Source organism: Vulcanococcus sp. CPBay_Sum15L08_68 (assembly GCF_017855895.1).
GTDB lineage: Bacteria > Cyanobacteriota > Cyanobacteriia > PCC-6307 > Cyanobiaceae > Vulcanococcus.
In genome coordinates, this window is the sequence record NZ_JAFMFX010000063.1 from 1 (window position 1) to 10571 (window position 10571).

General features: G+C 62.8%; 17 protein-coding genes and 1 riboswitch. Of the genes, 8 read left to right on the plus strand and 9 right to left on the minus strand.

Annotation, left to right across the window (positions count from 1 at the left end):
• The 3 genes from QZ189_RS09295 to upp all read right to left on the minus strand — a co-directional run.
• Nucleotides 1-742: dihydroxy-acid dehydratase (locus QZ189_RS09295; protein ID WP_296421610.1), on the minus strand; the 742-nt coding region annotated here is incomplete at its 3' end.
• 42 nt (nt 743-784) lie between these two features.
• Nucleotides 785-1081, minus strand: coding sequence for a hypothetical protein (locus QZ189_RS09300; protein WP_247478349.1), 297 nt, complete (start codon nt 1079-1081; stop codon nt 785-787).
• 25 nt (nt 1082-1106) lie between these two features.
• A complete protein-coding gene (gene upp, locus QZ189_RS09305) occupies nt 1107-1778 on the minus strand; it encodes a uracil phosphoribosyltransferase (RefSeq protein WP_296414942.1) in 672 nt (223 codons plus the stop codon).
• Nucleotides 1779-1833: 55 nt separating this feature from the next.
• On the opposite strand from upp, the gene QZ189_RS09310 reads away from it, so the two are divergent.
• From QZ189_RS09310 to cobW, 3 genes are all read left to right on the plus strand, one after another.
• Nucleotides 1834-2370 carry a pentapeptide repeat-containing protein gene (locus QZ189_RS09310; protein ID WP_296414947.1) on the plus strand — a complete coding sequence of 179 codons (537 nt, stop codon included), beginning with the start codon at nt 1834-1836 and terminating at the stop codon, nt 2368-2370.
• 5 nt (nt 2371-2375) lie between these two features.
• Nucleotides 2376-2524: riboswitch (cobalamin riboswitch) on the plus strand.
• 24 nt (nt 2525-2548) lie between these two features.
• A complete protein-coding gene (locus QZ189_RS09315; RefSeq protein ID WP_010316949.1) occupies nt 2549-3139 on the plus strand; it encodes a HupE/UreJ family protein in 591 nt (196 codons plus the stop codon).
• Between the two features lie 2 nt (nt 3140-3141).
• A complete protein-coding gene (gene cobW, locus QZ189_RS09320; RefSeq protein ID WP_296421611.1) occupies nt 3142-4200 on the plus strand; it encodes a cobalamin biosynthesis protein CobW in 1059 nt (352 codons plus the stop codon).
• On the opposite strand, the gene QZ189_RS09325 is transcribed toward cobW, so the two are convergent.
• Nucleotides 4197-4529 carry a hypothetical protein gene (locus QZ189_RS09325; RefSeq protein WP_296414954.1) on the minus strand — a complete coding sequence of 111 codons (333 nt, stop codon included), beginning with the start codon at nt 4527-4529 and terminating at the stop codon, nt 4197-4199. The genes cobW and QZ189_RS09325 overlap by 4 nt on opposite strands.
• A 92-nt stretch (nt 4530-4621) precedes the next feature.
• Here QZ189_RS09325 and purS point away from each other — a divergent pair, with 92 nt between their 5' ends.
• Genes purS through QZ189_RS09340 form a run of 3 tightly spaced genes read left to right on the plus strand, consistent with a single transcriptional unit; the run spans nt 4622 to nt 6510 of the window.
• Nucleotides 4622-4891 (plus strand): phosphoribosylformylglycinamidine synthase subunit PurS, encoded by a 270-nt coding sequence (purS, locus tag QZ189_RS09330; protein WP_010316952.1) that lies wholly within the window; start codon nt 4622-4624, stop codon nt 4889-4891.
• A gap of 3 nt (nt 4892-4894) precedes the next feature.
• Entirely contained in the window at nt 4895-5548 is a 654-nt protein-coding gene (purQ, locus tag QZ189_RS09335) for a phosphoribosylformylglycinamidine synthase subunit PurQ (RefSeq protein ID WP_010316953.1), read from the plus strand.
• Nucleotides 5545-6510 carry an LD-carboxypeptidase gene (locus QZ189_RS09340; RefSeq protein WP_296418511.1) on the plus strand — a complete coding sequence of 322 codons (966 nt, stop codon included), beginning with the start codon at nt 5545-5547 and terminating at the stop codon, nt 6508-6510. Before purQ ends, QZ189_RS09340 begins: the two co-directional genes overlap by 4 nt.
• 50 nt (nt 6511-6560) lie before the next feature.
• On the opposite strand, the gene QZ189_RS09345 is transcribed toward QZ189_RS09340, so the two are convergent.
• Nucleotides 6561-7151 carry a peroxiredoxin gene (locus QZ189_RS09345; RefSeq protein ID WP_010316955.1) on the minus strand — a complete coding sequence of 197 codons (591 nt, stop codon included), beginning with the start codon at nt 7149-7151 and terminating at the stop codon, nt 6561-6563.
• A gap of 153 nt (nt 7152-7304) precedes the next feature.
• On the opposite strand from QZ189_RS09345, the gene QZ189_RS09350 reads away from it, so the two are divergent.
• Nucleotides 7305-7637, plus strand: coding sequence for a hypothetical protein (locus tag QZ189_RS09350; RefSeq protein ID WP_296414962.1), 333 nt, complete (start codon nt 7305-7307; stop codon nt 7635-7637).
• Between the two features lie 110 nt (nt 7638-7747).
• Entirely contained in the window at nt 7748-8509 is a 762-nt protein-coding gene (rpaB, locus tag QZ189_RS09355) for a response regulator transcription factor RpaB (protein ID WP_247478376.1), read from the plus strand.
• Here rpaB and QZ189_RS09360 read toward each other — a convergent pair.
• The 4 genes from QZ189_RS09360 to QZ189_RS09375 form a co-directional block, all read right to left on the minus strand.
• Nucleotides 8499-8678, minus strand: coding sequence for a hypothetical protein (locus QZ189_RS09360; RefSeq protein ID WP_010316962.1), 180 nt, complete (start codon nt 8676-8678; stop codon nt 8499-8501). The two genes, rpaB and QZ189_RS09360, sit on opposite strands and share 11 nt — an antisense overlap.
• Before the next feature lie 65 nt (nt 8679-8743).
• Nucleotides 8744-9394: an alpha/beta family hydrolase gene (locus QZ189_RS09365; protein WP_296421613.1), complete on the minus strand. Its 651-nt coding sequence runs from the start codon at nt 9392-9394 to the stop codon at nt 8744-8746.
• Complete coding sequence (locus tag QZ189_RS09370; protein ID WP_296414968.1) at nt 9391-9987, minus strand: nucleoside kinase; 597 nt, start codon at nt 9985-9987, stop codon at nt 9391-9393. Before QZ189_RS09370 ends, QZ189_RS09365 begins: the two co-directional genes overlap by 4 nt.
• Complete coding sequence (locus QZ189_RS09375) at nt 9984-10472, minus strand: DUF3828 domain-containing protein (RefSeq protein WP_296418515.1); 489 nt, start codon at nt 10470-10472, stop codon at nt 9984-9986. Before QZ189_RS09375 ends, QZ189_RS09370 begins: the two co-directional genes overlap by 4 nt.
• Between the last annotated feature and the right edge of the window lie 99 nt (nt 10473-10571).

The following is a 10571-nucleotide window of genomic DNA, read 5'->3' on the forward strand; positions in this document are numbered from 1 at the left end:
CGCGGGGAAGGATGTTGGCCTTGATCGCCTCAGCCAGCACCTCCGCGCTGCGGGCAGCGCTATCGGCTTTTTCAGGATCTTCGGCAGCCATGGTGGAGCTGTAGGGCAGGCTCAGGCCCATGGTTTCGAAGGCCGCACTCATCGTGTTGGCGGTGAACATGCCGCCGCAACTGCCGGCGCCAGGGCAGGCGTTCTTCTCAATGGCCGTGAGCTCCTGCTCGTCGATCCGTCCACCGCTGAACTGACCCACCGCCTCAAAGGCACTCACAACGGTGAGGTCACAGGCGCCGAGCTTGCCGGGCTTGATCGTGCCGCCGTAGACAAAGATCGAGGGGATATTCATCCGCGCCATGGCCAGCATGGCCCCAGGCATGTTTTTGTCGCAGCCGCCGATGGCGAGCAGCGCATCCATGCTCTGACCGTTCACGGCTGTCTCGATTGAATCCGCGATCACCTCGCGGCTCACCAGGGAATACTTCATCCCTTCGGTGCCCATCGAGATGCCATCACTCACGGTGATGGTCCCGAACATCTGGGGCATGGCACCCGCCGCGTGAGCCGCATCCTCAGCCCGGCGGGCCAGATCGTTGAGGCCCAGGTTGCAGGGCGTGATCGTGCTGTAGCCGTTGGCGATGCCGATGATCGGTTTGTTGAAGTCAGCGTCTCCAAAACCGACAGCCCGCAACATGGCGCGGTTGGGGGAGCGCTGAATGCCCTGGGTGATCGCGGCGGAGCGAAGCATGGCTGCGGGGTTGTCTTCCCAGCAACCTACCGAGGAGCCCTGTCAGCTCTGGGGGCTCAGCCCCTCGAGCTGCCTGCGAACGTCTTCGATCGCTTGGTTGAGCTCTTGAACCTTGTCCTGGAGTTCAACCTCCCGGACCACCGGGCGGTCGCTGTTGGGGTCAAAGGCTTGATCGTCGTGATCGGCCAGCCGACTTAGGCGCAGGCTTCGCTGTTGCCGGGTGTTTTGCTGGCGCCGCTCAGCCTCGGAATAGAGCCACCAGGCAAAGCCAGCGGCACCGATCACAGCACCAACCAAGAGGGTGCTCAGAGAACCTGAACCGCCGTCTCGGTTGGACATCGCGTGGACCTGCTTTGAAGTTGCCTCAGCCTACGAAGCCTGACTGCGGCCTGCCATACAGACGGTCGCCAGCGTCACCTAAGCCAGGAACGATGCGCTGCTGATCGTCCAACTCGGCGTCGATACAGCCGGTGTAGATGGTCAGATCGCTGTAGCGCTCACCGAGGGTTTTCAACCCGGGACTGGCGGCAAGGGTTGAGATCACCCGCACCCGTTGGCCAGTCACCCCCTTGGTCTCCAGCTGTTCGAGCACGTTCAGGAGCGTTCCAGCAGTGGCCACCATGGGTTCAAAGACCAGCACCCCTGCATTGGCGGGGATGGTCTCCGGAAGACCGTTGAAGTAACAGCGGCAGCGACCGCTGGCCTCATCCCGTTGCAGGCCCATGTGGGCGACGGCAGCGCTAGGGATCACCGACTTGGCTCCGTCCCATAGCCCCAATCCAGCTCGGAGGATCGGCACAGCCAGTACCGGAATCGAACCGTCAACGATGGTCCCTTCCGTCTGGGCCAGTGGTGTCTGCACCTGCACCCGCTGGTAAGGAATCCAGTCCCGCATGGCCTCATAGGTCAACCATCGACCCAGTTCGGCCATGGCCGTTGCAAAGAGGGGCTGAGGGGTCTCTCGATCCCGCAACACGGTCAGCCAATGGCCAATGAGGGGATGGGGAGGGACCACCACCCGAAGGGTCTTGCTCATCGGTCGCGCTCCGGTATCCGCCTGCAATAACTTGAGCGCCCAAGTTAAAGCTGCAGTGCGGAACCTCGTTGCGCTCATTCAGTTGCTCGTGGCCCGCTCATTGAGCACCCTCGCCCTCGGCGTTGTTCTGCTGCTGGCCTCTGTTCTTCCAGTGGCCTCCCCGGCCTTGGCGATTACCGCCCCCGAACTACGTGGTCAGCGCAGCGCTCAGGACCTGCAACCGGACATGCACGGCCGAAACCTTCAGCAGCAGGAGTTTCTAAAGGCCTCCATGGAGGGGTTTGACCTCAGTGAGACCGACCTGCGCGGGGCCGTGTTCAACACCGCCAATCTGCAAAACGCCAACCTCTCGGCGGCTGATCTCGAGGATGCCGTGGCCTTCGCCACCCGCTTTGACAACGCTGACCTCAGCGGTGCGGTCTTTCGCAACGCGATGCTGATGAACAGCAAGTTCACCGGCGCGGTCATCGAAGGCACGGACTTCACCGACGCGGTTCTGGACCTTCCGCAGCAGAAGGCCCTTTGTGCCCGGGCCAGCGGCGTCAATCCACGTACGGGTGTCGATACCCGCGAAAGCCTGGCCTGTCGTTAATCAGCGCTTAGGCTCAGTGCTCCGGTTCTTCGGGGGATCAGCCCGAGGAGGAAACGGGGAAAGTCCGGTGTAATTCCGGCGCTGTCCCGCAGCTGTGAAGAGTCCTGTCCCCAGGGCTCCAGTCAGAACGCCCGCCGGTTCACTCCCATAAATCACCTGGCGCGGACCAGTCCTATTGATGTTCAAGCGTTTCGGGGCCCCTGCGCTCCTGCTGGCTTCCCTCTCTGCCGCGCCAGCTCTGGCCCATCACCCGATGGAGTCCATGGCGCTGGTTCCCTCACCGGTGAGTGGATTGATCAGTGGTCTGGCCCACCCGCTGCTGGGGCCTGACCATCTGCTCTTTCTGATTGCCCTGGCCCTGGTCGGCTTTCAACGCTCCATGCGTTGGACCATGGCGTTGCTGCTGGTGGGCCTCAGCGCCACGGCACTGGGTCTTTGGTTGCCCGGTCTGCCTGGTGCCGAGGCACTGGTCTCCCTCTCCCTGGTGGTCGAGGGCCTCGTGATCGTGGGCCGTCTTCCTGCCCTCAGCTTGATTCCCGCCTTCGCTCTGCACGGTTATGTGCTCAGCGCCTCGGTGATTGGCTGGGAGTCCACCCCCATTGCCTTCTACCTGCTGGGTTTGTTGCTCAGCCAAGGCGCTCTGTTGACCCTCTCCCTCGTTGGCCTGCGTCGCTTCAGCCAGGAGCTCCCGCTGAGCCAGAAACAGCTCCTCGCCGGTGTGATGGTCGGCATCGGCGCCGCCTTCACCTGGACCGCGCTCGTCGCCTGACCATGACTGTGGCACCCGCATCACGCCTCCCGGTCACGGTGGTGACCGGGTTTCTTGGCGCTGGTAAATCGACACTGTTGCGTCAGCTGCTGGTCTCCAGTGGCCTGCGGCTTGCCGTTCTGGTGAACGAGTTTGGTGAGGTGGGGATCGATGGCGATCTGATTCGCAGCTGCGGCTTTTGCCCTGAGGATGAGCTCGACGGACGGGTCGTTGAGCTGGCCAACGGTTGCCTCTGCTGCACCGTCCAGGACGAGTTTCTGCCGGTCATGCAGCAGTTGCTGCAGCGCGCTGACCAACTCGATGGAATCGTCGTCGAAACCAGTGGCCTCGCCCTGCCCGTGCCCCTGGTGCAGGCCTTCCGCTGGCCTGAGATTCGCACCAAGACCCGTGTGACGGGCGTGGTGACCGTTGTCGACGGTGAGGCATTGAGTGGCGGAAGTGTCGTTGCCGATCCCAGTGCCCTCGAGGCCCAACGACAGGCCGATCCAAGCCTGGATCACCTCAGTGACATCAACGCGCTCTTCGACGATCAGCTCGAGGCCGCCGATCTCGTGCTGATGAGCCGGGCGGATTGTTTAAGCGAGGAGGCCGTCGACCGTCTCCGCCGCCGCTTGAGCGACCAGGTCCGCAGCGGCGTGTCTGTTCTGCCCATGGCCCGCGGCGACGTCCCAGCGGCTCTGCTGATGGGACTCGATCGCCCCGAACACGACGACGATCATCACCACGACCACGACCACGACCACGATCACCATGACCACACCCACGTGGCGATGGAGTCGGTTGCCTTCCGGTGGCAGGGAGTGACCAACAAAGCCCAGCTCGAAGCCCTGTTGCCGGCTTGCATTACAGACCAAGGCCTGCTGCGTCTCAAGGGACGGGCTTGGCTGCCTGGTAAAACCCACCCGCTGCAGATTCAGGCGGTTGGCCCGCGTCTGGAGTGTTGGTTTGACAGCGGTTCGCGGCTGGAGCGCCCCAACGACGACGGTCTGGAGCTTGTCGCCCTGGGCCTGTCCCTCAAGGGTTCAGCCCTGAAGGATCAGTTGATCGCCGGTCTGGGCTAGTCCAGCGGCAAGGCTCCTTTGGCGCAGATGCCCCCCCAGCAGAGGGCCTGCTCAGATCTCCAGTGGGGCTGAACAAGCCGGGGCTCTCTTGCCGCCTCCTGAAGTTCGATCTGTCCCCGTCCGTCGTGGTGAAAGTCCAGTCGGCGCCCACCGACCTGGAGCCACCAGTGCTCCCCGAGCCGTTCAACGGTCAGCGTGCAGGGCTGCCAACGGGCCGATTCGAGCTGGCATTCGAGCGGAAGCGAAAAGGGTTCCTCCCCTTTGGCGACCTGGGTGGTGAGGAGTGCCCAGGCTGTCAGCAGCCCAGTCAGCAGCGGCAAGCGATCCACGGCGACCCCTTAGGACCCCCTCCAACCTGACCACAGCCGGGTCCAGCGTCAGCCGGCCTGCCAAGATTTAACAAACCCCACCTAGAGCTCAGGTGCCCGTCTTCTCTGCCCGTGTGTTGGTCTCCCTGAGGCCCTCCGTGCTCGATCCCGCTGGTGAAGCCACCCGAGCCGCTGCCTCACGCCTGGGTGTCGATGGCATCGGCAAATTGCGGATCGGTAAGGCCGTGGAGGTGGAGCTTGAGGCTCCTGACGCCCAGACCGCCCGTCAGCAGTTGGAGCTGTTGAGTGACCGGTTGTTGGCCAATCCCGTGATCGAGGACTGGACCCTCGAGCTCAAGGACGACTCCAGCGCTGGAGCCTGAGCCATGACCCTTGGTGTCGTTGTTTTTCCCGGCTCAAACTGTGACCGGGATGTCCAGTGGGCAGCCCAGGGCTGTTTGGGCATCGAAACCCGCTTCCTCTGGCATGAGGAGCGGGATCTGAGTGGTCTTGATGCCGTGGTGATTCCAGGCGGATTCAGCTACGGCGACTACCTGCGCTGCGGAGCGATTGCGCGCTTCGCCCCTGTGCTGGAGGAAGTCGCGGCCTTCGCGAAGCGCGGCGGTCGCGTGCTGGGAATCTGCAATGGCTTCCAGGTGCTGACCGAGATGGGCCTCTTGCCAGGCGCCCTGACCCGTAACCAGAAACTCCACTTCATCTGCGAGCCCACGGATCTTCGCGTTGAGCCGGGCCAGTGCAGCTGGCTGCAGGGCTACAGCAGCGGCGAGGTGGTGAATTTCCCTATCGCCCATGGAGAGGGGCGCTACCAGGCCGCTCCCGATGACCTCAAGGCCCTTGAGGACCAAGGCCAAGTGGTGTTGCGCTACTGCCGCAATCCCAACGGCTCTGTCGCCGACGTGGCTGGCCTGACCAATGCCCAGGGCAATGTGCTCGGCCTGATGCCCCACCCCGAACGGGCCTGTGACCCAGCGACCGGTGGGGTCGATGGACGCCGTCTGTTGGCCAGCCTGTTGGGATGAAACCCTGGCGCCGCCGTGAGCTGCTCCTTGGGGCACTAGCGGCAGCGGTTCCCCTGGCTGCCCGCTCCCGAGCAGCGACGCAGCGCGGCCCGGCACCGTTGAAGCCGGGAGCACGGATTGCAGCGCTCGCACCAGGCACCTGGCTTGAGCGAGAGGATCCGACGTTGGAGCTCCTGCGGCGGCGCTGCCGGCAGGAGGGTTGGCGGCTTCTCACTCCGCCTGAACTCTTGGGCCAGTGGCGTTGGTTCTCCGGGACGGATGAGCAGCGCGCCTCCTCCCTGCGGCAGGCCTGGCTCGATCCCTCCATTGATGCACTGTTCTTGGTCGGGGCGGGCTGGGGTAGTGCACGCGTGCTCGAGCAGGGCTGGTCCATCCCGGCCACCCCACGCTGGTGTGTTGGGTTTTCAGATTGCTCAGCGGTGCTCCTCGCCCAACTCGCCGCAGGCAGTTGCGGTGGGGTGCATGGCTGGTTTGGCGGATCGGACCTTCAGTGGGAACGCCTGTCTTCTCTGCTCAAGGGGAGGCCTGTGGCATCCCTTCAGGGCCGGCGTCTACGGCCAGGCATCGCCCGCGGAGCACTGGTGGTGAGCAACCTCACCATCGCCACGAGCTTGATCGGTACGCCTTGGCTTCCCGCCCTGCGGGACAAGATCTTGGTGCTGGAGGACACCGGTGAAGCTCCCTATCGCGTCGATCGGCAGCTCACGCAGTGGCGCAGCTCAGGGTTGCTCGATGGTGTGCGGGGGATTGGCCTAGGGCGCTTCAGCTGGGCTGAGGACGATGTCTTGCCAGGGGACTTCTCAATGGAGGAGATCCTCGAGGAGCGGCTCGGCAACTTGGGTATCCCGCTGGTGCATCAGCTACCAGTCGGCCACGGGCGGCCCAACATGGCACTTCCCCTCGGCGTTCCAGCGCAGTTGGACGGTGCGACAGGGGAACTGAGCCTGGCAGCCCCTGATTGAACATAAAAAAGGGGGCCTCTCGGCCCCCGTAGATCGATGGGAACTGGGGATCAGTTCACAGCAGCGAAGAACTCCTTGCTCTTCACGGGATCGGGGTTCATGGTCTTCTCGCCAGGGGTCCAGTTGGCGGGGCAGACCTCGTCGGGGTGGTTGCGGATGTGCTGGAAGGCCTGGAGCAGACGCAGGGTCTCGTCAACACTGCGGCCGACGGGCAGGTTGTTGATGGTGCTCTGCATGATCACACCATCGGGATCGATGATGAACAGACCGCGCAGGGCCACACCGGCTTCCTCGTCCAGCACCTCGTAGGAACGGGCGATGTCCTTCTTCAGGTCAGCGACCAGGGGATAGGCGATGTCGCCGAGACCACCGTTCTTACGGTCGGTCTGCACCCAGGCGAGGTGAGAGAACTGGCTGTCCACGGAGACGCCCAGGACTTCACAGTTACGGCTGGAGAACTCGCTGTAGCGATCGGAGAAGGCCGTGATCTCCGTCGGGCAGACGAAGGTGAAATCCAGGGGGTAGAAGAACAGCACCACGTACTTGCCGCGGTATGAGGAGAGGGTCACCTCCTTGAATTCCTGATCGACCACTGCAGTGGCGGTGAAGTCAGGAGCCTGAAGACCGACGAGCCTCGACATAATCCGTGAAATGATTGGTGGAGACAGGGATTAGACCCAACGTTTCGGTTAACCCGAACCCGGATCGACTTCCAGTTGTCACCGCAACAATTTATCACGCTTCTCCTGCACCCGCGCTGCCCAATAGGCTGAGGGTCTTACAGACCAGCGCTAATGGCTTGGGATCCGTCGCTGCTGCGGAAATACAACACCACCGGCCATTTTCGGCTACTGAACCAGCTCCGCGGGGAGTTGAAGGACCAACCGATCCAGCGGCCACTGTCCACGACCCGTCCAGAGGCGACCCGGCGTAATCCAATCCGTCGCCGCTCCGAGGCGGACCAACCAAGCGCCTCCCCTCAGGCGAGCTCGCCGGCCCCCAGTCGGACCAGTTCGAATCGTTTCCGCCGTCAGGCCGAGCCCACTCCGCAGCCTGCGATTACGAGCTTTGACCCGATCGTGACGGTGCCCGTTCTGCTGGACGCCTTCACAGAACAGGAGAACTAAGCAGTCAGGGACAGTCCCGCCGCGGCTTCGTTACAAAGCCTGTTGTTCCTTCATAAACGGGAACCCACTCGGCTATTCGTTGATTCAGAACAGCATCTGATCCCCTCTTGATGACTGAAGCGACGACGACCGCTCCCCTCAAGATCCTGGTCGCAGATGACGAAGAGAACATTCGTCGAATCCTTGAGACCCGCCTGGTGATGCTTGGTCACGAAGTGACCCTTGCCGAGAACGGAGCCCAGGCACTCGAGCATTTCCGCGCATCAGAACCGGATGTCGTGGTTCTCGACGTGATGATGCCGGAGCTCGACGGTTTTGCCGTGACCGAGCGCATTCGTGCCCAGTCGGAGGTCCCGATCATCCTGTTGACCGCCCTCGGCGATGTGGCAGACCGGATCACGGGTCTGCAGCTTGGCGCCGACGACTACATGGTGAAACCTTTCAGCCCGAAGGAGCTGGAGGCGCGAATTCGCTGCGTCATGCGGCGCGTCAGCTCTGTTCAGGCCAATGGGGTGGCCGGGCCCGGCCGCACGGCCCATGTGGTGGTCGTGGGTGACCTCAGCATCGACTTCAACAAGCGTCAGGCCCATCGGGGCGATGAGCGCATCCGACTGACCGGCATGGAGTTCAACCTGCTTGAGCTTCTGCTTAGCCGGTCTGGCGAACCGATCAGTCGCCTGGACATGCTGGAGAAGGTCTGGGGCTATAAGCCCGAGCGCTCCTCCGACAGCCGAGTGGTGGATGTGCACATCTCCCGGCTGCGGGCCAAGCTCGAGGATGATCCCGAAAACCCGGAACTGATCCTCACCGCTCGGGGCTTGGGCTACATGTTCCAGCGCATCCCCCAGGCGCTCGAGACCCTCAGCGCGTAAAGCGAACCCGATAGGCCCCATGGCTGGGGCCGAAGTGGTTCATCAAGGCATCCCGAGCTGCGTAGTGCAGTTCCTCAAGGTTGCTGGAGCGAATGCTCAGCTGCGGTTGCTCACTTTGGGCTTGCAGGTTTTCAGCTGAGCAGGAAACGCGAAAGACGACCTCGCGCATTGTTCGGTGGCCGTGTTGGCTCCACAAGTGTTGGTCACACTGCCCTTGTTCTTCCGTCGCCTGGGCTACCCGCGCTGGTGATGGGTCATGAAGTTCTGACAGTGGTCGATGGCGGCCTGCAAGTTGTCTGACTCAGTGAGTCCGGAGGCCTTGGTGGGCTTAAAGCTGTGATCTCCGCTCTGCAACCAGGTCAACTCCACCGACGCGGCCAGTGGATAGCGCTCCACTTCCTCACGGCGTCCAAAGCTGTCCCGTTCCCCCTGGAGAATGAGGCACGGGGAGTGCATGACCTCGAGATGGTCGGTGCGCAATGACTCTGGTTGTCCTGGGGGATGGAAGGGATAGCCAAGGCACAGGCAACCCTGGACGTCGCTCAGCGTGTCGATGAGCAGGCTGGCGATGCGCCCTCCGAGGGACTTCCCAGCGATGAACAGATTGGCGCCACCTTGCCGCTGTTGTTCGCGGATTACCTCCTCGCGGTAGGCATCCAGGAGCTTGGGGAGTCGATCTGGTCCACAACGTCGACCCAGCTCCCGACTTCGCTGCATGTAGGGGAACTCGAAGCGCACCACCCGAACACCGCAATTGCCGATGCCTTCGGCCACGGTGTTCATCCAGGGGCTATCCATCGGTGCGCCTGCACCGTGGGCAAGAAGGAGTGTGGTGTTGGCCGTCTCGGGTCCATTGATCAGCCTCGCTCCATCGTCACGGGTCATGGCACCAGGAGGGAGCGGGCGTGTTCCGTCAGTGTCGCAAGGCCTGCCGTGCTGTTTTGGATGACCAGGTCGGCTTGCGGTTTCAAGGGAAGAATGAATTCCCTTTCCCCGGGCAGCGTCTCCAGCACGGTCTGCCGAATCACATAGGCCAAGGAATGCCCGCGTTCACGGCGATCACGCAGTAGGCGTCGCCAGAGGCGCAGCGGCATCGTGAGCTCCAGATAGACCATCGATCGCAGCAGCGGCTCCTCCAGCAGGAGCTGGGGACCAAAGGCGCCCTCGAGAACAATCAGGTCATAGGCCTGAATCAAAGGCTCGTGCCGGGCCTGGTGGCTGACCATGTCGTAGCGGCGAAGGCTGGTGGCGTCCCCCCTGCAGAGCTGCTCCAGATCAGCAAGCAGAGCCTCGGCATCAATTCCGGCAGGGGTGTCGTAGCCGTAGACCGCATCCGGGGTCCATTCGTGCCAGTAGTAGTCATCACAGGACAGTGGCAACACCCTGATGCCGTCACTCTCCAGAAGGTCCTGCAGGGCTCGCGTCATGCTGGTTTTCCCGGCAGCGGACGGGCCGCAGAGACAGAGAAGAGGGATCACTGCTTCAACAAGCCAGAGAGAACACTGCTCAGCTGGAACCCACTGGGGTAGCTGACATCACCCACCACCCATGATCCATCGGCGGTCTGCTGCATCTGCAGAGAGAGCCGTTGTGGAGTCTCGGAGAGACGTCCTTTCAGACCCGTAAACACCGCGACATCGGCACTGTCGCCGCTGCAGCCCACCACGAGCACGTTGTGGGTGTAAACCTGCGTGCCACTGAAGGGATCGAAATCCAAATAGCCACGCCCCTCACCTGGGTTGAGCTGATAGGCAGCGCTCAAGTCCTGGTACAACGCTGGGCTGAGAAGGTTTTGGATGGACTTCAGCTCAGGGCGCCCCGGTGTGTCCTGCCGTCCGATTTGCCAGCGATACAGCTGAGTGATGGGCGTCTCGATGGCCGGTGAGCAGCTGCAGGCCAGTGCGCTGGAAGGCGCCAGCGCCACGCAGGCCAAGAACGGCAAGACCTGTCGGAATGCCTGCATCACTCCCCGGTTTAACTGGCCAGACCCTAGGCGTGGAGTGAACGCAGACAGCAAAAAGCCCCGCCGAAGCGAGGCAATAAGCGATGGCTCGGGGGAGAC